This window comes from Rufibacter sp. XAAS-G3-1, assembly GCF_013623775.1.
Classification (GTDB): domain Bacteria; phylum Bacteroidota; class Bacteroidia; order Cytophagales; family Hymenobacteraceae; genus Nibribacter.
The window spans coordinates 345,215-366,417 of sequence record NZ_JABFAM010000004.1; the positions used below are offsets into that span (position 1 = coordinate 345,215).

Genomic DNA, 21,203 nt, shown 5'->3' on the forward strand with positions numbered 1-21,203 from the left:
GGGTAGGGATTTGTTACTGTTTCTGAGCCATTTTCCCTAAAACAGCCCTAAAACAGCCTCGGCTCCCATTTCTGAGAGCCGATGCCGTGTTGCTTATCCTTTCATCTGGTAGAACATTTCACTCCACCGGAGTTCGTTCTTCAGTTGGCTTAACTTGGTGTCTCTGCCGATGACCACGCACTCAATGCCAGCCATCTCCGCAAAGTCCTGTAATTGCTCGGCGCTGATGTTCTGGCTGTAGCACGTGTGGTGCGCACCTCCGGCCAGAATCCAGGCGGCGCAGCCGGTTTTCATATCTGGCAGTGGTTTCCAAAGCACGCGGGCTACCGGAAGGTTCGGCAAATCATGCTGCGGTTCTACGGCTTCTACTTCGTTCACGATCAACCGGAAACGATTGCCCATGTCTACTACCGAGGCATTCAAAGCCGGGCCTGAACCTGCGTTGAACACCAAACGCACCGGATCGGCTTTGCCGCCAATGCCCAACGGGTGAATCTCGCAGGAAGGTTTGTCAATGGCCAGGGCTTCGTCTACCTCCAGCATGTGCGAACCCAACACCAGCGAGTTGTTCGGGTCGAAGTGGTAGGTGTAGTCTTCCATGAAGGCGTTGGCGCCCGGCAGTCCGCTTCCCATTACTTTCATGGCGCGTACCAAGGCCGCGGTTTTCCAGTCGCCTTCGCCGGCAAAACCGTAACCATCGGCCATGAGGCGCTGCACGGCAATGCCCGGCAACTGCACCATGCCGTGCAAATCTTCAAAGGTATCTGAGAAGCCTTTATAGCCTCCTTTTTCCAAAAAGGTACGTAACCCGATTTCGATTTTAGCAGCCTCCCGCAAAGAAGCACGTTGGGCGCCGCCTTCCAGCAGCCCTTGGGCGACGGTGTACTTGGTTTCGTACTCCTGCACCAGTTGGTCAATGGCTTGGTCAGACACTTCGTTGATGACCTGCACCAGGTCACCGATGCCGTGGGTGTTCACCGCAAAACCAAATTTCAGCTCGGCCTCTACTTTGTCGCCTTCGGTTACGGCTACGTAGCGCATGTTATCCCCGAAACGCACGAACTTAGCACCTTGCCAGTCGTTCCAACCAGCAGCCACGCGGCACCAGTTGTTGATTTCCTGGATTACCTCCGGGTCTTGCCAGTGACCTACCACTACTTTGCGGTCTTTGCGCATGCGCGACACCATAAATCCGAACTCGCGGTCGCCGTGGGCACTTTGGTTCAGGTTCATAAAATCCATGTCAATAGAATTCCACGGAATGTCGCGGTTAAACTGGGTGTGCAGGTGCATGAGCGGCTTCTTCAGGATAGACAAACCTCTAATCCACATTTTAGCGGGTGAGAAGGTGTGCATCCAGGTAATCACGCCAATGCAGTTTTCGGCAACGTTGGCATCCTGGCAAACCTGGAAGATTTCCTCGGTTGTTTTCACCGTAGGTTTGAAGACAATCCGCACCGGAATCTGCTCAGCGCCGTCCAGTCCTTTCACTATCTCCTGCGAGTGGGCGGCTACCTGGTTCAGGGTTTCCTCGCCGTACAGATGCTGGCTTCCGGTGATGAACCAGACTTCAAATTGTTTTAAGTCAATCATGGTATAAGGTTTAAAGCCGGAATTTTCCTGGGGAGGAGAAACTCGCGGCCTGCTTGTATCTAATTTTTAGTGTAGGTTATTGGCCGTAGTAAGAATCTGGCCCGTGTTTTCTTTCAAAATGCTTCTTAATGAGCGAATCTTGCAGGCGCGGCACCTGCGGCCTGATCTGCTCTGTGAGAAACGCCATGCGCGCAATCTCCTCTACCACGGCGCTGTTGTACACCGCTTTCTTAGCGTCTTTGCCCCAGGTGAACGGTGCGTGGTTACCTACCAATATCATCTCCACCTCTTCGTAGCGCATGCCTTTCTCTTGCAGGTAATTCATGATCTGGAAACCGGTTTCGTACTCGTAGTTGCCCTGAATCATGGCATCGTCCATGGGCGGGGCACAAGGGACATCGGTGGTGAGGTGGTCGGCGTGGGTGGTGCCGTAGATGGGAATGTCGCGTTGCGCCTGGGCCCAGGCCGTGGCGTAGGTAGAATGCGTGTGCACAATGCCGCCAATGGTGGGCCAATGCTTGTAGAGCACCGCGTGGGTTTTGGTATCGGACGAAGGTCGCAAGGCACCTTCTACGGTGTTGCCGTCAAAATCCACAATCACCATTTTCTCCGGTGAAAGGTCTTCATAGGGCACGCCGCTGGGCTTGATGGCGAACACGCCCTGCGAGCGGTCTACCGCACTCACGTTCCCGAAGGTGAATAACACCAGCCCCAGTTTGGGCAATTGCATGTTGGCCTGGTACGCCTCTTCTTTGATGTGTTGGAAAGAACTCATGGGTGCTTAGTTGTCGGTGACCGAGGAAAGGCCTTCTAGCGCTTCCTGGTTTTGGATGGAGGCTCTGGTCTGTCCGTCTTGGGCCGGGCTGCTCACCTCGGGCAAATCAGACAAGGTGGTTTGTTTAGCGGGCGAGCTGTGGCTGTCTAAGAAGCCGCCTAATTCGGTGTATTTCTGGTAGCGCTTGGCGTACAGGTCTACTTTCTCCGGGTTAGGGAAATACTCCAAGTCAAAGCCCTGGCCCATGGCTTCCATCGCCTCTTCTACTCTATTATATATGCCGGCTGCCGTAGCGGCAAACATAGCCGCCCCAATGGCGCAGGTCTGCTCTGATTTATGAATTCTTATGGGCATGTTCATCACATCGGCCATCATCTGCATGATGAACGGCGATTTACGCGCCACCCCGCCCAATCCAATAAGGCCTTTTACTGGCACGCCTTGCTCGTTGAAACGGTCTACAATTTTCTTGGCGCCAAAGCAAGTGGCTTCCACCAAAGCTCTGAACACGCGCGGCGCATCACTGCCCAACCCTAAACCAGAGATAGCGCCTTTCAATACTTGGTTCGCATCTGGCGTGCGGCGGCCGTTGAACCAGTCAATGGCGAATTCGTTATTTTCAGACAAAGGAATTTGATCGGCGGCAATGCTCAACTCAGGGATGATTCTAGCGGATACTTCCTCCACCAAGGCCTCGGCGGTAGCCGCGTCAATTACCTGTGAATTGGCTAACAGATTCTGCAACGGCCACAACAAGATTCGCTTGAACCAGGCATAGGTGTCTCCGAAAGCAGATTGGCCTGCCTCCAGCCCCATCATGCCCGGAATCACGGAACCGGGCACCTGACCGCAGATACCGTTTACCAAGGTGTCACCTATTTCCTCTAAGGGCGCTACCAGCATGTCGCAGGTGGAGGTTCCCATTACTTTACTTAAATGGTACGGCTCAATTTGTCCGCCCACAGCGCCCATGTGGGCATCAAAGGCACCCACGCCTACTACTACATCGGTGGACAAGCCCAGGCGCTCCGCCCATTCAGCGCTCAGTTGACCAGCTGCCTGGTCTGCCGTGTAGGTTTCTTTGAACAGGCGGGAAGTGAAGCCATCCAACACCGGGTCTAAAGAAGAGAAAAATTCATTGGGAGGAAGTCCGTCAAACTCCTCGGCCCAGAGCGATTTGTGGCCCGCCGAGCACACGCCGCGCTTCATGGCATCCACATCAGTACCGCCGGTTAACAAAAATGGAATCCAGTCGCAGTGCTCCACCCAGGAATAGGCTGCTTCGCGCACTTGGGCATCTTCGCGGAGCACGTGCAGCAGTTTGGCCCAGAACCACTCAGAAGAATAGATGCCGCCCACGTATTTGAGGTAGTTCGTATCAAATTTGGTGGCGTGCGCGTTGATTTCAGCGGCTTCCTGCACACCAGTGTGATCTTTCCAGAGCACGAACATGGCGTTCGGGTTTTCGGCAAACTCCGGCAGCAAGGCCAAAGGCGTGCCTTGTTTGTTCACGGCCACGGGCGTAGAACCGGTGGTATCCACGGATATGCCTTTCACGTTACCTGCCACGTCTGCACCGGCTTTCTGAAGACACTCTTTGATGGTTTTCTCCAGCCCTTCTACGTAATCCAGAGGGTGCTGCCGGAACTGGTTCTCAGAAGGAACGCAGTACGCCCCTTTGTTCCAGCGCGGATAGTGGAACACAGAAGAAGCCACTTCCTCGCCATTAAGTGCATTGACCAACACCGACCGCACTGAGTCTGAGCCGTAGTCTACCCCAATCACAAAAACATCTTGCGCCATATCTATATTATTGCTGTCAAATTAACGCTTATTTACCTATTGCCAAATAAGCAGAAGTAAACTTTTACGGATTTTAAAATTCCACTACTCCTTAAAGCATTTACTTTACAAGTATAGCAATAAAGTTTATAAAATGTAAATATGACACTTAATAATATCCCAATGTTTGACTCCCTGCTTATGAACGTCAAAGAGAGCCTTGCCTCCGCTGTTAAACTTTATCTTACGCAGTGATTCCCGTTTAGAGGCTGTTTTCTGTGAAATAGCCTCTAAACGGGAATCGGGGTAATCTTCTCTTGCTTGTTAGAACAGGGAAAAGCGCTGCCTTACGGCTTGAGGCCTACATCAGGAACTTCTCTGGGTTGGGAATAAACTTCAGGAAAGCCTCAAAGTTGTCGTAGTACTTCTCTTTGTCAAGTTTGAAATAAAAGGCACCTTTGCGGGAACTTTCCTTGTCTTTGTCCTCCTGGCGTACCAACAGGCCGGTAGACAAGACTTTGCGGCTGAAGTTCCGCTTGTCAAAAGTGGTTTCGTAGAGTTTCTCATAGAGAATCTGCAGTTTGGGCAGGGTGAATTTCTCGGGTAACAGCTCAAACAAGATGGGGTGTAAAGCGGCTTTATATCTCAACCGCATCTTGGCCATTTCCACCATCTGGTTATGGTCGAAAATCAAGTCTGGCATCTCGCTGAGCAGGAACCACTCGGCGTGGTAGTCTGAGCTTAATTGAGTTTCGTAGTTGTGGATGTCAATAAGCGCGAAATACGGCACCACGATGGTGCGCTCTACGGGGTCACGGCTAGGTTCACTGAAAGCCGGTATCTGCTCCAGGTATACCCCTTCTAAGCCGGTAAGTTGTTTCAGAACGCGTTGGGCACCCGCCTCCAGACTCTCGTCTGATTGCACGAAACCACCCATTAAACTCCATTTATGCTTCTCCGGCTCAAAGCCTCTTTGAATTAACAGAAGTTTGAAGTTTTCTCCATCAAACCCAAAGACAATACAGTCTACCGCAACAAGAACCCTTGTCTGGCCCGAATACTCCATCATTCTGTTACTGTTTTATTACGAAATCCCTTAGTTCAAAATAGAGGCAAGAACACCAAGAGACCAATTAGGGTAGCCTTTCAGTGCGGGTATTGCCCAGTGCTTAAGCTTTGGACTTTCTTTTGAAAGACCAGAGGCTATTACTCGTATGAAATGAAATACTTTCCTAATCCAATTCTGAAGCAAATAAAGAAATAGCTAGCTGATTTTTAAGCTGTTTTCAAGAAAAGGGGCTAAAAACGAGTAGAACTCGCAGCATAACTAAACAAAAACTCTATCCATTAATCACGAAAAATCCCTGGGTATTCCTGCAGCAGGAGTATCCGGGGATTCTTGTTATGCAAAAGGCAAGAACCTATTTTGCTGAAAATTTATGCACGGTAGTGGTGTTATAGGTCTGGCCGGGTTTTAACACGGTAGACGGGAAAGCAGATTGGTTGGGAGAATCTGGGAAATGCTGGGTCTCCAAGCAGAAAGCGGTTCTGAACTCATCTTTACCGACTTTAAGGGTGTGGCCGCCTTCCATGAAGTTACCGCTGTACAACTGGATACCAGGCTCTTGGGTTCTAATTTCCATGGTGATGCCGCTCTTGTCACCGGTTACGGTGGCCGCTAACTTCATCTCCTTGCCCGCGTTTCCGCCGGTCAATACATAGTTGTGGTCATACCCGTTTCCGTATTGCAACTGCTGGTTTTGCTCTTTGATTCTGGAACCAATAGCAGTTGGCTGCTGGAAGTCAAACGGAGTGCCGGTTACTGGCTCAATACCCGTTGGGATTAAGGTAGAATCTACCGGGTTGTAGCGGTCAGCGTTTATTTGCAGCGTGTGACCCAGTACATCGCCGCTGCCCTCACCGTTCAGGTTGAAGAACGTGTGGTTGGTAAGGTTCACAATGGTGGTTTTATCGGTGGTGGCCTGATAATTCACTTTCAGTTCGTTCCCGTCGGTGAGGGTGTAGGTCACTTTGGTAGTTAGCGTACCCGGGTAACCCTCTTCCATGTCTTTTGACACATAGGTCAGTTCCAGGGTTTTGTCGTCTACCTGCTTCGCATCCCACACCACGCGGGAGAAACCTTTGTCTCCGCCGTGCAAATGGTTCGCACCGTTGTTGGTGGCCAGAGTGTATTGCTTGCCTTCCAGGGTGAACTTGCCTTTGGCGATACGGTTGCCGTACCGGCCAATGGTAGCGCCGAAATACGTATCGGCACCCTCGGTGTAATCTTCCACGTTGGCAAACCCGATGGACACATCGGTTAGCTTTCCGTTTTTATCGGGCACCAACAAGCTTACCACGCGACCGCCGTAGTTGGTGATGGCGGCCTGTACGTTGTTCTTGTTTTTAAGTACAAACAGGTCGGTCTGTTTGCCGTCTATGGTCTTCTGGAAATCAGCGCGGGCAGGTAGTTTCACTTCGTTGGCAGTGTTTGTAGTTTGGTTTTCTGTCTCAGTTGTTTCCTGTTTGCCGGCGTTCTGATTACAGGCGCTCACCAGCAGCATGGAAGCTACCAGCAACGTGGAAACAGGGCTTAGTACGTATTTCATAGACGAGTTATAGGGTTAAACGGATTATTTTTTGAATGTAAGACTTTTTCCCAGGATTTCTGCCCTGAGCAAGAATTCACCAGATTACTGCGCTACTGCTACCACGGGCCACTGGTCTTTGTCCCAGGTCAGTTTCTCCACCCTGAGTTTAGGCCTTCCGTTCTCTGCGGCGTCATACCCGTGGAAGATGATGTAATCTGTGTTGTCAAAGGTGTAGACCGAGTTGTGCCCTACCCCATTCCACTTCTCGTTCCCTTCCAGCAGGATAGTGCCGCCGCCCGCATCCATGGCTACGCCGCCTTTATCCAAATAAGGCCCCCGCACATTTTTAGCCCGGCCCACAATCATCTTGTAGTCACTCTTTGCGCCTTTGCAGCAGTAGTCAATAGAAGCGAACAGGTAATAATAGCCGTTTTTCTTGAAAACAAAAGGGGCCTCAATGGCATTTCCGCCCGCATCGGCTGGGTTGCCCGGCAGCGGGGCCGGATTGGTTTGCAGCGTCAACCCTTTTCTGCGGCTGGCAATGGTGGGGATTGTAGAGATATCCTCGGCCACGCTCATGCGGTCTTTGTTCATTTTCACCAGTTTCAGTCCGCCCCAGAATGACCCAAAGGTCATCCACGGCGTGCCTTTGTTATCCGTCACAATATTTGGGTCAATGGCGTTCCAATTGGTTTGCCCCGGAATAGAGGCAATGATTTTGCCATGGTCTACCCATTTGAAGTTCTTGTCCTGCGGGTCTAAGGTCGTGTTCGTGGCCAAGCCAATGGCCGAGGTGTTTTTCCCGAAGGCCGAGATGGAGTAGTACAGGTAATATTTTCCGTTGTAAAAGCTGATATCCGGGGCCCAGATGTGGTTATCTTTGAAGCCCGCTACGGCCTTGGTGGCCCACTCCGGCGCCGAGGCAAAGATAGGCGCTTCCTTTTTCCAGTTCTGCATGTCCGTAGAAGACCACACCGAGATGCCGTGCCCCGTGCTGAACAGGTAGTACGTTTTGCCTTGCTTGGCCATAACCGGGTCGTGTACCGTCATGTTGTTCACCGGCCTAATGTCTCCTACCTGTGGCCCCTGCGTTTGCTGCGCCTGCACAGAACCAATGCCCGTGAGCAAGAGTATACTGAAGATGAAGTTTCTTACCATAATTTCTATTGTGATTATCTTTCGTTTTGTGGCTGTTTTGGCCAAAATGCACCGAAAACAGACTTCCGTAGCCCAGAGTGCATCCTAAGTAAAAGCCTGACAATTCGCTCTCGCTCGCCTCTGGCGAGTGTGGGTTTTAAACCTAAACTATCAGAACACCATCACAAATCCGCCGTTGGGTTTCAGGTCCACCGTGGTTTTGCCGTGGGCGGCAATTTCTACCGTCTTCTGCTGCATGCCCGAGGCATCGTTTCCGTCAGAGATAAAAGAACCTTTTTTACCTTTCAGGAAAGCTAAGTCTAACTCCATGGTTTTGGCGGAGTTCTCACCATTAATGCCGGCCACGTACCACTTGCCGTTGGCCTGACGGGCCATGACCACCTGCTTGCCGGGGTAGCCGTCAATGAACCTAGAGTCTTCCCACACGCCGGGCACCTGCCGCAGGAACTCCTGCGCGTACGCGGGTGCTTTTGCCATGCCCTGCGGGACTTCCGCATAATGCTGGATGCCGGAAATGAACAGCACCGACAAAGCCAACTCAAACCCTTTGGTGGTTTTGCGGTTTATTCTCGGGATTTTGTCCAGGTTCACCGGCGTGAAATCCATAGGATCAAAGGCGTTGCGGGTGAACGGAATCACCGTGGCGTGCGCGGCTTCTTCATCGGCGTTTTGCTGCTCAAAGGTGATGAACTCGAAGCCTTTGATCGCCTCCATGGTCATGAGGTTAGGATAGGTGCGCTGCCAGCCCCTCGGCAAGGTACAGCCGTGGAAATTCACCAGCAGTTTGTTCTCGGCGGCATCTCTCAGAATGTCGGTGTAGTACTGCATCACGCTCTGCCCATCGCCCCCGAAGAAGTCAATTTTCACACCTTTAATGCCCATATCCCGTATTCTGGCGAATTCCTGCATCCGGCTTTCATACGTGAGCATTTTGTCTCTGGGCGTGTACGGCGCCGTATTCCAGGAGCCGGCCGAGTTGTACCACAGCAGCAAGCCTACGTTCTTGGTTTTAGCGTAATCAGCTAGTTCCTTCATTTTGGCGTAGCCGATTTTCTTGTCCCAGTCCGCGTCAATGAGCGTGTAGGCCCAGTTCATGCGGGCGGCGTAATCAATGAACCGCTTCTGTACATCATACACGGTGGAATCATCTTTGAGCAAAGCCCAGCTCCACGCCGATTTGCCGGGTTTGATAAAGCTATGATCCAGTTTAATGGCTGGTTTTGCCAAATCAGTCCCTAACGTAGACTCCGCAATGGTTTTCAAAGATCCCACGGCAATGATGCGCCACGGCGTGTACCAAGGCAACTCTGACTCCGGGTTCACTACGCCACCGGGCATTTTCTCCTGCACCTGCGGAAACGCGATGCTGTACTCGCCGCCCGGGGCGTTTGGCGCCAAGCGGGTACCGCAGTAATTTCCCTCCGGAGCAGACTCGGTGATCAACGCCCAACTGTCGCCACTCTGAAAAAGCGCCGGGAACACCCAACCTGCTTTAATGGGCGACGGTGTGCCTACCGGAATACCTTTCAGGTAATATTCTTCATAAGAGGGATTGGTCTCGCTCCAGCCGGTTTTGGCATCAGACATGGGTTGCAGCCAACCTTTCGCGCTCTCCGGAAACTTGAAAGACGTCAGTTCCTGGTTGATTCTCTTTACCCCTGATCCTTGCCCCGGAAAGTAGTACCGGAACGCCACGCCGTCATTGGACACCTGAAAGATGACATCCATCTGCTGCCCCTGGGTGTTCTTCAAATGGAAAGTGCGCTTGTTCGCGCGGTAGCTGTTGTTCTTGCGTTTGGCGGTTAATATTTGGTAATCGTCTTTCACGGATTCTACCTTAGAAACCGAAGCTAACGTCAAGTCCTTGGTCAGGTCAGCGTCTTCCATCCGGACACCCAGTTTGGAGTTTTGCAGCACCGGCGCACCGTTGCGGGTGATGGCGTACGTGGCGCTCTGCTCTGGCGCTAAGCTGAACGTAACCGCAATGCTTTTATCGGGGCTCTCCACCAGATACTCTTTTTCCAAGGCAGTACTAGACCCAGCGCTATTTTTCTGCGAGCAGGCACTAAGCAGAAACAGGCTCATTGGCAACAGACTAGTAAGAAACTTAATACAAGACGTCATTCTTTCTCTGTAATAAAACGGTATAACACTCGTCTGATAAACTCCCGGCAAAACATTTCGGAGCTGATTTTCAGAAAATAACTCTAAAACGCCCCGTTGGGCAATAGGCAAAAAGAAGAAAGGGAGCGATGAAAGCGGGGCCGTTTTCAGGCCGAATTTGCCAAAACAGCCCAAAAACGCCGCTCCATCGCTCCCTCTTTTACTTCGTGTTTTGTGAGTACTGGCCCACGCTGGGAGTCACCTTCACCTTGATCACGTTCACCGAATAAGGCTCCAGCGTTAGCTTCACCCGTTTGTTTTTCACCTGCACCGTTTGCTGCACCGGGCTGATGGCCGTAGGGTTCGCAAAAGAGTTCATCTGTTCCAGGTTGCTGCTTCTCAGTTTCTGCACGGTGCCTTTGCTTTGGGTGCTTTTCACGCCATCTAATACAAACTCGCCCTCCTGCGCTTTGTCTGAGGTGTTCACCACTTTCAGGATGAGCTCGTTGGTTTTCTGGTTGAGGCTGGCCGAGGCGAACAGTTTGTCCTGGCCGGTGACGTTGGCGTTGTTACGCTGAATGGGTACCAAATGCGTGCCCACATTGGTAGAAAATAGCTTCTGCACGTAGTAATTAGGCGTCCCGAAGGATTGCAGATTGTTGACCCAAATCATGTCCGGCGTCCACTGCCAGCCTTCTTCGTGGGCGAACAACGGGGCGTAGGAAGCCATCACCACCACATCGGCGTTGCGCTCCAGACCAGTCATGAACGCGGCTTCTGACAGGGCACCTTTCCAGTTGTTTTTGTTGTCTGGGCTGGCAATGGCTACGGTTTGTGACGCGTATTCCCCGGCGAAGATTTTGGGGCCTTTGCGGTCATAACTGTCATAGCGCGTCACGTTCTCCTGAAACCATTCTGGGGCCCGGTAGTAGTGCTCATCAATGATATCGGCGTTGAGGCTGCGTAGGGTCTTGTTCAGGTAGTCAAACTCAGGGCCATCGGGGAAAGGGCCGGTGGTGGTGATCAGCTTCACGTCTGGGTACTTCGCCCGAAGGGCCTTCTCAAATATTTTGTAGCGCTCTACGTACTGCTCGCCCCACTGCTCATTGCCCACGCCCAGGTATTTCATATTGAACGGAGCCGGGTGCCCCATCTGAGCCCGTATCTTACCCCACTCAGACGTAACCGGGCCGTTGGCGAACTCAATCAAATCCAACGCATCCTGAATGTAGGGGTCTAATTGGTCTAAGGGCACCACCTCGCCGGTATTGAACTGGCACGCCATGCCGCAATTGAGGATTGGAAGCGGCGCGGCGCCAATGTCTTCGGCTAACTGAAAATACTCAAAAAAGCCTAGCCCGAAGGTCTGGAAGTAATCTGGCGTGTGGCGGTGCTTGAACTCGGTATTCCAGCGGTTCACCAGCGTGGCGCGGTTCTCTACTTCGCCAATGGTCTGCTTCCACTGGAAACGCTCATCCAAGGTACGGCCTTCCACAATACAGCCCCCCGGGAAACGGAGGAAGCCGGGCTTCATATCCGCCAGTAACTGCACCATGTCGGCACGGAGGCCGTTGGGGCGTTGCTTCCAGGTATTTTTTGGGAAGAGGGAAATCATGTCCAGGTCTACCGTGCCTTTTCCTTGGGCCACCACTTGCAAAAGGGCTTTAGGGTCTGTTGCGGTGGCTGTGATGCTGGCCTCGTACTTTTTCCAGTCGGTACCGGTTGGGGTGATGGTGGCTGAGCCTAATTTCTCGCCTTTGGCGGTGAGTAATTCTATAACCAGGGGCATTGTGCTACCGGCTTGTTGACGCGCCTTCACCGTGAAGGTGTATTGCTCCCCTTTCTTGATGCCCATGCCCCGGAAGCCTTCATTCAACACGCCGTAGCCCCCGTTGTCTGACTTAGACGTTAGGCGCAAGAATCTACGGTTGGTGCCGTTTAACTCTCCTTGGTTGTGTACCAGCAGGCTGCCCTCGGCGTTGTTTTGCTTCTGTTCCTTCCAGCCCATTAAAGGGGTATCAAACTCAAAAGAACGGTTCTTTACCAACTCGGCATAGATACCGCCATCGGCCCCCAGGTTGATGTCCTCAAAGAAGATTCCGTACATAGTAGGGGCAATCTCGCCGTACACCTGGTCTGCTTTTACCTGGAACGTTTTAGGAGAAGAAGCCGTCTGCGCCGACAGATTCAAAGCCATTGTACAGCCTGCAGCCAGGGCCGCAAAGGAAATGGATTTATGCGTCATGGGGTTCTAATTAGGGAGTATCAATTTCAAGTAGGAAGCAGTCATCAAGTAAACTGCTTTGATTTGCAAGGGAAGATTATTTCACCAACCTGACCTCGTAGATACCGGCCGTGGAGGAACCTTCTTTCGCCATGAATTTCACGTTCAAAGTATTGCCAGGGGCTTTGGTCAGTATCTCAGTGGGAATATCGTATTCCACGTCCACAAACTTGTCGCCGCCGGAGCCATCGGTTTCCACGGTTTGCACGAGTTTGTCATTTATCAGAATCTGGAAGTTACGGCCGCGGTCTGCCCCGAAATACGTTACCCGCAGCTTGCGCGGCCCCTGGCCTTTGTTTTTGAGGTTATAGCTGAACCAGCCTTGGGCATGGCGCCAATGGCGGTCTCTGTGCACCCCGGTTTCGGTTTTTTCACCCTGAAAACCGTGGTCTGACTCTGGTTGCTGCTCACCGGGCGAAACCTGGTCTACTGTTCTTTCGGCCAAGGCGAGTTTCTCTCTTTCTTTAGCTTTGATGGCGGCTTTTCTGGCTTCCAACCCTTCTGGGGTAGTTACCGGCCAATACACCATATAACGGGCATCATGAATCTGGTAAAACGGCACTAATTCCATCTTCTGCCCAGAGCCTTGGCCGGCTATACCAGACAAAGTGAAGGTAAAGGGTTTGCCGGGCAACGGTGCCAGGTGCGTGGTTAAGTCTTTACTGGAAGACACCAGCAAAGGCGCTTCTTCCAGTGAATACAGCTTGCCATTGGCCACGTGCCCCATCCGGCTACCATCGGCTAGCAAACCGGGCAGGTCTGCTTGGCCCGTAACTGCCGCCAGTACTATAGGGCCGTGCACGAAGGAAACCCAGGGAGAATTGTCGGGCAGGTACTCGGCTTTGGTTTGCATGGGCAGCAGGACGGTCACCACATCGCCAGATTTCCACTTACGCGCAATGCCTGCGTAGCCGTTGGTGACGGTGCTGGTGGGTACTTCTTTTCCGTTGACCAGCACGTTCAACTGGTTTCCCTGCACCCATTCGGGCTTCCGGATGTAGAACGTGAATTTGCTCGCTCTTTTTAACTTCAGCTTTACCTCAGATTTTTCTTCAAAGGGGAAAGTGGTAGTTTGGGTGAGTGTGAGGCCTTTCTCTTTCCACTCCAGTTCAGACGGGATAAACAAATTCAAATACAAGTCTTTGCCAGACTGCGCGTAGATGAGTTCGCCGTATTTGCCATGGTTCTCCAACCCAGAGCCCACGCAGCACCAGAAATCTTGCTGAGGATTGGAATACACCCGGTAATGCTGCGGGCGCATGGAGGTGAAATACACAAAGCCGCCTTTGGCAGGGTGCTGCGAGGAAAGAATGTGGTTGTAGAGCGCCCGCTCGTAGTAGTTCAGGTAGCTGGCCGAGGCGCTGTTCAGGTACAGCTGCTTTGTGAGTTTGAGCATGTTGTAGGTGTTACACGTCTCAGGGCCTTCCTTGCTTTCCATCATGGAAGCAAAATTGTTGGCCGGATGGAAGTGCTCACTCACGCTGTTGCCGCCAATAGACACTGTCCGGTTGTTGACTACCGTTTTCCAGAAGAAATCAGCGGCGCTCGTCCAGGTTTTGTCGCCTGACACTTCGGCCACCCGCTGGTACCCAATCACCTTCGGGATTTGGGTATTGGCGTGCATGCCGTTTAGTTGGTCTTTGCCTTGCAGCAAGGGGTTAAGCACCGAGGTCTGGGAAAACCGCTTCGCGAGGGTCAAGTATTTCTGGTCTCCGGTAATCTCCGCTACATCCGCAAATACCTCGTTCATGCCCCCGTGCTCACTGCGCAGCATGTCCTGTATCTGGGCATCGGTGAGGTTGGCCGTGATGTCCATACACCAATCGGTGAGTTTGATGAGCATGTTTTTCGCCTTCCCGTTACCGGCAAACCAGTAGGCATCGCGCAGACCCGCGTAGGTTTTATGGATGTTGTACAAAGGCACCCACTTCTTGTTCAAATCAAAATTTCCGGCGTTTATCTTTCCGGCCTTAATCTCCTGCCACATCTGCTTGCCACCGGGTGTTCCGCCCAAATAACCATCACCGCTCTTCTGCTGACAGGCTTCCAACTGGTCTACCATGTAATTGATGCGGCGCAGGAGTTCGGGGTTACCCGTTGAGGCGTACATTAAAGATATGGCTGTTAGATAATGCCCGCCCATGTGCCCGTCCAGCCCGGTGTTTTCCCAGTTGCCGTAATTCTCCGCCTTGGGCCGGATTCCGGCTTCTTTCTGAAAAGGAGCCAATAAACGATCCATGTCCAAGGCCAGCATGTACTTCAGGTCGGTCTGTTGCGCCTGTTGAAAAGGACTCTCCAGCAGACGGACAGAAGACAAAGGGAAACGCTGCAGCTTACTAGTGGCCTGGGCATGCCCCAGCACCGGGAGCAGGGCAATCGCAACAACCCTCAACGCTTTTTGTAACATCAGAATTCGTACAACTTTAACAACTAAAAACAGCGCTATCGCTCAAGTAAGACGTTGTTTGTTTTAAGCCTTCTTTTCTAAAAACAGCCCTAAAACAGCACGTACAAAGAAACAGGCGCCCTGAAGATTCTTCATCCTCAGTACACCTGCCTCTCTGAAGCCTATTGTTTCTTTTTCATCCAGATGGCCAGACCGCCACCGTTGAAACCAGACATGACAAGGGTACTACGCTTCTTGTTTTCCCAATCGCGCTCTCTTGACACGTGCAGTTTGTCTATGAAAACTCCACCCCACTTCAACTCAATCCAAGGAGCATTATAGCTCCAGGTGTTATTAGGATCACCGTTGATGGTTCCGTTGGGAGACAGCGTGGTTTGGAAGGAAACCGAAAGATTAGGATCTGTTTGCTCGTTCCCGAAGCCTGGCACTACCGTTTGGGTTAAAACAATCTGGTCATAATTGCCCGCTATTTCAGCAGCGGCAATAGGTGTTTGCTCCACGTTTGCGTAGCGCTCTGGAGATACCAAAGGCCAGCCGTCTGTTGTCCAGTAAATTTTACGCACGTGCATTACCATGAAGGCAGGATCAACGGAAGGTCTTCCCTGGTGCGCCATGAAGTATTGGCCGTTATCCTGGAAAACAGACGGGTGGGAAACCCCTTGCCACCCGCCATGGTTCTCAAATTTGTACGGCGACAGGATCATAGGGCCATTATCTGCCAGGTTATCTACGTTTACCCCGTTCCAATCCAGGAATGGGCCATTGGGATTGGTAGACCGGAATACCCGCACGTTGTACTTAGTAGCCAGCCAGTCATACGAGGCAAACAGATAATACATCTGGGTTTGTGGGTTATAGATAATTTCTGGCCCTTCCAGGTTCCCGTTCACCAGGCCATTGGTTCTCCCTCTTCTGGCAATGCGGGTTCCCCGATCACCTGCGGTAAGGGCAAGACCCGTTGCCGGATTCAGTTGCACCTCATACAACCCGTCCCAAGACGAACCATATACCATCCAGTGCTGGCCTGCTGGCGTCACTACCACTGAGGGGTCAATGGCATTTGTGCCCGGCCCCTGGTTTTCTGATGTCACCGCCAACCCTTTCTCAGTCCATGGCCCATCAATAGAACTGGAGGTTAGTAAGCCGATGGCGCTGGTACGGCCCGCGGTTGGAGCCAGAGAGTAATACAGTCTGAACTCGCTTCCGGCCTTCATGATATAGGGAGCCCACAAACCTTGCACGGGAGTTGCCCCCTTAGAGGTGATGTACTGCGCACCCATCGCTGGCAACCCATTGATGGCCCAACCTACATATTGCCAATTGATCAGGTCTTTGGATTTCCGAACCATAATTCCCACCCGTGGGGCAACCCCGTAAGCAACATCTGTGTTGAAGGAGTAGAACCATTCCCCTTCCTTGAGAATGGAAGGATCATGCACATTGTATGGCCCCCATAGGCTTGCGGACTCAAGAGAGGCAAGCTGAGGGTACGTATCATTGGGCTGGGCAAAAATACCCGGGTCAATTTGAGTTAGAGGTTCATCATCATCTTGCTGGCAAGAACTGAGGAAGGAAGCTGACAACAGCGTAAAAACCAGAAATTTTCTAAAAACGTTAACCATGGCCCTTTTAGTTGGCAGAATTAGGTAGAAGATTTGAATTATAATCCAGCTCCGTTTGCGGAATAGGTAGGTATTCATTGCCCGGAGTCCAAGTGTTGAAATCATCATCATGCTCTTTCAACATGACCAATTTTGCAGGATCATACAACCATCCCCAGCGAATGATATCCTGGATTCTTTGTCCTTCAATGGCAAACTCCAACGCTCTTTCATGCGCAATTTGATCCCGCATTTGCGCTTGACTCAAGCCAGGCTTAACGGTAGACAGATCAGGTAAATTGGCTCTGTTTCTCACTTGCTGAATGTAAGAATAAGCATCTGACGTGCGGTTCAATTCATTCAGGACTTCGGCGTACATCAACAGGATATCGGCGTACCGTAAAACCCTGTAGTTTACACCGCCGGTTTCCGGAGTCTCAATAGGCACTCCCAACCCTTCCATGGTATACTTTCTAGGATAAATCTGATTCCTTCTGTCAGCTGGCCAAGGTGTTCCGTAAGCGGAAGTGAATCCTTCTGCCTGGTCATAGAAGAGAATGGTTGCCGCTAACCTGGGGTCGGTTTTACCGTCCTTGGTTTTTTCTTGTCTGTACTCATTGAAAATCCATCTGGTAGGCTGATAATCTGACCAACCTTTGCCGTCCATGCCATAGGCTACCGGAAGGGCAATGAATTGCCGCCAGGTAGCCGTAGGCTCACCCGTCCAGTTAGGTATAGATCCACCGGTTGCACTAAACTGTACTTCAAACAAAGACTCGGCATTGTTCTCATTGGTGGTAGTGAAGTTGTCTCTGTAGTTAGGCACTAAGGAGTAAACCCCCTGTAAAGGCCCAGTGAAGAACTTGGCAAACTGCGTTTCTGCCTCGGGGTACATTTTCCGGTAGAGGTAAGCCTTGCCTAACATTCCCGCAGCGGCGCCTTTGGTGGCACGTCCTTTTTGCCCTCTGTCTGGCCCTACCACATTGTCATAGGAAACAGGAAGTTTCTCTTCGGCCAACCTCAGATCACTATAGATATGGTTCCACAACTCTTGTTCAGACGCAGTAGCCGGATAATATTCCGTTTTATCTGCTGGTGGAACAGTAATCAAAGGAACGGCCTTGTAAGTAATAGCAAGATTGTAGTAGGCCAGGCCGCGCAGGAAATAAGCCTGCCCTAAAATCCGGTTTCTGGCATCCTCGCTTATAACGGCTGCGTCCATTTTGGCTACGTTCTCAATCACTTGGTTTGCCCGGAACACCACCATGTAATGGTCTCTCCAGATCCACTGCACTTCCCCGGCATTGTTGGGGATGGCGAACTGCCCACCTAATTCAAGATAAGTAGCCGGGCTGTCTCCATACATATCATCTCCGCGGCTGTCACTGAAGCTAGGAAACGTTCTTTGGTAGGTTCCGTCTGTAGTTAAGGCATTGTAAACGGCCACTACTCCGGCAAAAGCTTGATCTTCGGTAGCCCAGTAGGTGCTTGTAGTCCGTTGATTTGGGTTCGTCATTTCCAGTTCATCATCACAGCTGGAAAGAAGCATCATGGCCACTATAAAATATTTTAACTTTTTCATTTTGAACATCTTTTATGTTTCGTTTTCACCAACAGCTTAGAAACCAACTTGTACCCCTAGCATAAGCGTTCTAGGTCTAGGGAAAGAACCATTGTCAAAGCCAGGCTCAAAAACACCGGCAGTAAAGTCAGGATTATACCCTTTGTATTTCTGGAAGGTGTACAGATTTTGAGCGGTCACATAGACTCTGGCACTGGAGAGTCCTTTGATGAATCCTTCTTTGAAATTGTACCCTAAAGACACCGTGTTGATGCGAAGGTGCGTACCGTCCTGTAACCAACCTTCTCTGTTGGAGTCTCTGCCGTTTTCATTTGGGTCTGCGTGAACCAGGCGGGGAATGTCTGTATCTGTATTGACAGTAGTCCAACGATCCAGAATATCCTCGTGCCAATTGTCATCTCCCGCGGTGTGCATCAGAGATCTATACAGCCTGCTATTGATGAGATAATCGGCTTTGCCTGACATAAACAGAGTGAAATCAAAGTTCTTGTAAGAGGCATTGAAGTTTAAGCCATAGGTATATTTAGGAATGCCACTGCCCAAGTACGTGCGATCATTTTCGTTAATAATACCATCAGGAATGCCTTCTGGGCCACTAATGTCTCTAAACTTGATATCTCCCGGAGAGGTACCAGCTTTTTGGAAAGCGTGATTTGCAATTTCTTCCTGAGATTGAAAGATACCATCTGCCAACCAACCAAAATGGCGGCCTACTTCGCCTCCTACTTCAGTGATAGAACCCACACCATACCTTTCCGGGGCGTTATCTCCTAAGTCCAGCACCTCATTACGGAGGGTAGTGAAGTTGGCTGAGATCCCGTATCTGAAATCACCTGCCTCTTTGTTATACCCAAGTGATAATTCAACCCCTGAGTTTCTTAAAGTACCGGCATTGGTTACCGGCGCAGCATTCACAGAACCAACCGAAGCAGGAATAGGAATATTCACCAAGACATCTTCGCTTTTGCTGTTATAATATTCGGCAGAAAAATCTACTGCCCCGTTGAATAAAACAGCGTCAAACCCTACGTTGGCGGTAGATTTCTCTTCCCACTTAATTGATTCATCATACACGTTGGTTTGCAGACCTCCCAACACCCGTTGTCCGTTGAAGGTATACACCACGTTAGAGTTGATAAGTGGGTAGTAGAGGTAATTCCCAATGTTCTCGTTTCCGAGTTTACCCCAGCTAGCTCTGATTTTGAGATCCGTGAAGATGGTTTTAGGCAAGTTGATAAACTCTTCATTGATGAGTTTCCAACCTAAGGCAACAGAAGGGAAGTAACCAAATCTGTTGGCTGGCGAGAACCTGGAGGAACCGTCTCTTCTAAGCGTAGCCGTTACCAGATATTTATCCGCAAAACTATAGTTAACTCTTCCCAAGTAGGAAGCCAGCACGTGGGAATCTTCGGTGCCAGAGGCGTCACTTATGGCTCCGTTAGATAAAACAGGCAAATACGGCTTCACAAACCCTTCGGCAGATCCTTGTCTGTACACGCCATCATCTTTCTGGTACATCTGCCCTACCAGAACTGCCAAGGAATGTTGACCAAACGTCTTTTCGTAGTTAAGGGTATTTTCAATTAAAAGCGTCTGAAGCCTTCTGGAGTTGTCATTCAACCTTGCAATGTTGTTGTTGAAAAAGTACCCTAGATTGAATTCAGGAATAAAATTATAGTCCCGGATATTAGTTGCGTCATAGCCCAGATTCAACCTATACTTAAGCCCTTTGAGGATCTCCAGTTCGCCGTAGACGCTGGCGAAAATTCGGTCTACATCTGTGGTATTCTTGACAAGGCTATTGTACCCAATTCCGTTAAGGGAGATGGCATCTTCTCTTTCTGACAAAGTACCGCCAAACCCTCCTTCATTGGAGGGATCATACAAAGCCATGGTAGGGATGGCAAACACCAGGTCATTGATCAAAGGCGGTCTGCCGCCTGCCAGCACTCCGTCTCCGGTTACCAACCCATTTTCGTTAGAACGCGCATAGTTGAATGCTTGCCCTACCTTGAAAATGCCTTTCTCTAAGGTGGTGTTTACCCGGGCTGTGTAGCGTTCATAAGACGGCCCATTGCCAACGTAGGTGCCATTATTTCCAAAGTAGTCCAGAGAGATGTTATACGTGCTATTGGCACCGCCACCGGAAAAGCTCACATTATGATTCTGCCGGTCACCTGTTTTAAGCCCTTCTTCTTGCCAATCTGTATCAATATCATCAATATAAGATGGATGCATTGGATCATTGGCCGGTGCTAATGGCTTACCGGAATTAAGGCGAGACTCATTATTCAGCGTCTGATAATTGGCGCGGTTGGTAACCGGCATACGTTGCCAAACCTGGTCTATTCCATAATACCCAGAATAGCCTACTTGCAGAGGCGTATCTTTTCTACCTTTTTTAGTAGTAATGATGATCACGCCATTGGCAGCCCTGGAGCCGTAGATTGCCCCTGCAGACGCATCTTTCAATACCTGCATTGACTCAATGTCATTCGGGTTAAACTCTCTGGGGACAGTACTTACGGGAACACCATCAATTACATAGAGAGGGTCAGAGTTGCCAAAAGTCCCTATCCCCCTAATCCTTACCTGCGGAAACGCCCCTGGTTGACCGTCAGTGTTGACACTTACGCCTGAAACGCGCCCCTGAAGCATGGCCCCTACATCATTGGTAGAGACTTTTTTCATCTCTTCCACTTCCACCACAGCTACTGAACCAGTGATGTCAGACTTGCGCTGCGTACCATACCCTACCACTACCACTTCATCCAGAGACTTTGCGTCTGTTTCCAAAACCACGTTGAGGGAAGTTTGATTGTTGACGGCTACTTCTCTGGTAAGGAAACCGATGTAAGAGACCACTAACGTACCTGTACCACTTTGCACCGTTAGCCTGTAGTTTCCATCCACGTCTGTAGAGGAAGCAACGCTGGTACCTTTTAGCACCACAGATGCCCCGGGAAGGCCCGCTCCACTTGCATCTGTCACCTTCCCATTTATGGTTATCCCCTGCGCCATGGCACTTACTATAGAACCACACCATAGGAAGAGCACCAAAACCCATCCTTTCTTAATTAGTAATTTATGCTTCATAGGAGTTTGATTATAGATAGATCTTACTTAATCATTTGAATACACAGGACTCAGGAGGAGTAAAGAACTTTTATTAAGTGTTATTTTTACATTTATTAATTTCACATAAATGTATGCTTGCTTTAATTTTTTAGCAACAAAAAAAGATTATTTATTTTTTAAAGTGCCAAATTGGCAATTACCGTCTTTCTGCGGTGAAAGACCCGTAGAAGAACTGCCATACCATTATCA

General features: G+C 50.5%; 12 protein-coding genes. All 12 read right to left on the reverse strand.

Annotated elements, in window-relative coordinates; genetic code table 11:
- Window positions 1-93 precede the first annotated feature (93 nt).
- A complete protein-coding gene (gene araA, locus HHO50_RS03955) occupies window positions 94-1,593 on the reverse strand; it encodes an L-arabinose isomerase (RefSeq protein WP_181304690.1) in 1,500 nt (499 codons plus the stop codon).
- Window positions 1,594-1,669: 76 nt separating this feature from the next.
- On the reverse strand, window positions 1,670-2,368 hold the full coding sequence (locus HHO50_RS03960) for an L-ribulose-5-phosphate 4-epimerase (protein ID WP_181304691.1): 699 nt from the start codon (window positions 2,366-2,368) through the stop codon (window positions 1,670-1,672).
- Window positions 2,369-2,374: 6 nt separating this feature from the next.
- Window positions 2,375-4,171, reverse strand: coding sequence for a ribulokinase (locus tag HHO50_RS03965; RefSeq protein WP_181304692.1), 1,797 nt, complete (start codon window positions 4,169-4,171; stop codon window positions 2,375-2,377).
- A gap of 340 nt (window positions 4,172-4,511) precedes the next feature.
- The gene (locus tag HHO50_RS03970; protein WP_181304693.1) at window positions 4,512-5,219 is read right to left on the reverse strand and encodes an NUDIX hydrolase; all 708 of its coding nucleotides are present in this window, start codon (window positions 5,217-5,219) and stop codon (window positions 4,512-4,514) included.
- Between the two features lie 352 nt (window positions 5,220-5,571).
- Window positions 5,572-6,759 (reverse strand): aldose epimerase family protein, encoded by a 1,188-nt coding sequence (locus tag HHO50_RS03975; protein ID WP_181304694.1) that lies wholly within the window; start codon window positions 6,757-6,759, stop codon window positions 5,572-5,574.
- An 84-nt stretch (window positions 6,760-6,843) separates the two neighbouring features.
- Window positions 6,844-7,899: an arabinan endo-1,5-alpha-L-arabinosidase gene (locus HHO50_RS03980; RefSeq protein ID WP_181304695.1), complete on the reverse strand. Its 1,056-nt coding sequence runs from the start codon at window positions 7,897-7,899 to the stop codon at window positions 6,844-6,846.
- A gap of 150 nt (window positions 7,900-8,049) precedes the next feature.
- A complete protein-coding gene (locus tag HHO50_RS03985) occupies window positions 8,050-9,924 on the reverse strand; it encodes a glycoside hydrolase family 97 protein (RefSeq protein WP_255478584.1) in 1,875 nt (624 codons plus the stop codon).
- 298 nt (window positions 9,925-10,222) lie between these two features.
- Window positions 10,223-12,247, reverse strand: a complete 2,025-nt coding sequence (locus HHO50_RS03990) for an alpha-L-arabinofuranosidase C-terminal domain-containing protein (protein WP_181304698.1) — start codon at window positions 12,245-12,247, stop codon at window positions 10,223-10,225.
- Between the two features lie 76 nt (window positions 12,248-12,323).
- The gene (locus HHO50_RS03995) at window positions 12,324-14,693 is read right to left on the reverse strand and encodes a glycoside hydrolase family 127 protein (protein ID WP_181304699.1); all 2,370 of its coding nucleotides are present in this window, start codon (window positions 14,691-14,693) and stop codon (window positions 12,324-12,326) included.
- A gap of 161 nt (window positions 14,694-14,854) precedes the next feature.
- Window positions 14,855-16,132: an arabinan endo-1,5-alpha-L-arabinosidase gene (locus HHO50_RS04000; RefSeq protein ID WP_219921430.1), complete on the reverse strand. Its 1,278-nt coding sequence runs from the start codon at window positions 16,130-16,132 to the stop codon at window positions 14,855-14,857.
- 190 nt (window positions 16,133-16,322) lie between these two features.
- On the reverse strand, window positions 16,323-17,876 hold the full coding sequence (locus HHO50_RS04005; protein WP_219921431.1) for a RagB/SusD family nutrient uptake outer membrane protein: 1,554 nt from the start codon (window positions 17,874-17,876) through the stop codon (window positions 16,323-16,325).
- 36 nt (window positions 17,877-17,912) lie between these two features.
- Complete coding sequence (locus tag HHO50_RS04010) at window positions 17,913-20,972, reverse strand: TonB-dependent receptor (RefSeq protein WP_181304702.1); 3,060 nt, start codon at window positions 20,970-20,972, stop codon at window positions 17,913-17,915.
- Between the last annotated feature and the right edge of the window lie 231 nt (window positions 20,973-21,203).

Coding starts and splice junctions, on each gene's coding strand:
- araA (WP_181304690.1), bottom strand. CDS start 1,593: ATGATTGACTTAAAACAATTTGAAGTCTGGTTCATCACCGGAAGCCAG.
- HHO50_RS03960 (WP_181304691.1), bottom strand. CDS start 2,368: ATGAGTTCTTTCCAACACATCAAAGAAGAGGCGTACCAGGCCAACATG.
- HHO50_RS03965 (WP_181304692.1), bottom strand. CDS start 4,171: ATGGCGCAAGATGTTTTTGTGATTGGGGTAGACTACGGCTCAGACTCA.
- HHO50_RS03970 (WP_181304693.1), bottom strand. CDS start 5,219: ATGATGGAGTATTCGGGCCAGACAAGGGTTCTTGTTGCGGTAGACTGT.
- HHO50_RS03975 (WP_181304694.1), bottom strand. CDS start 6,759: ATGAAATACGTACTAAGCCCTGTTTCCACGTTGCTGGTAGCTTCCATG.
- HHO50_RS03980 (WP_181304695.1), bottom strand. CDS start 7,899: ATGGTAAGAAACTTCATCTTCAGTATACTCTTGCTCACGGGCATTGGT.
- HHO50_RS03990 (WP_181304698.1), bottom strand. CDS start 12,247: ATGACGCATAAATCCATTTCCTTTGCGGCCCTGGCTGCAGGCTGTACA.
- HHO50_RS03995 (WP_181304699.1), bottom strand. CDS start 14,693: ATGTTACAAAAAGCGTTGAGGGTTGTTGCGATTGCCCTGCTCCCGGTG.
- HHO50_RS04005 (WP_219921431.1), bottom strand. CDS start 17,876: ATGAAAAAGTTAAAATATTTTATAGTGGCCATGATGCTTCTTTCCAGC.
- HHO50_RS04010 (WP_181304702.1), bottom strand. CDS start 20,972: ATGAAGCATAAATTACTAATTAAGAAAGGATGGGTTTTGGTGCTCTTC.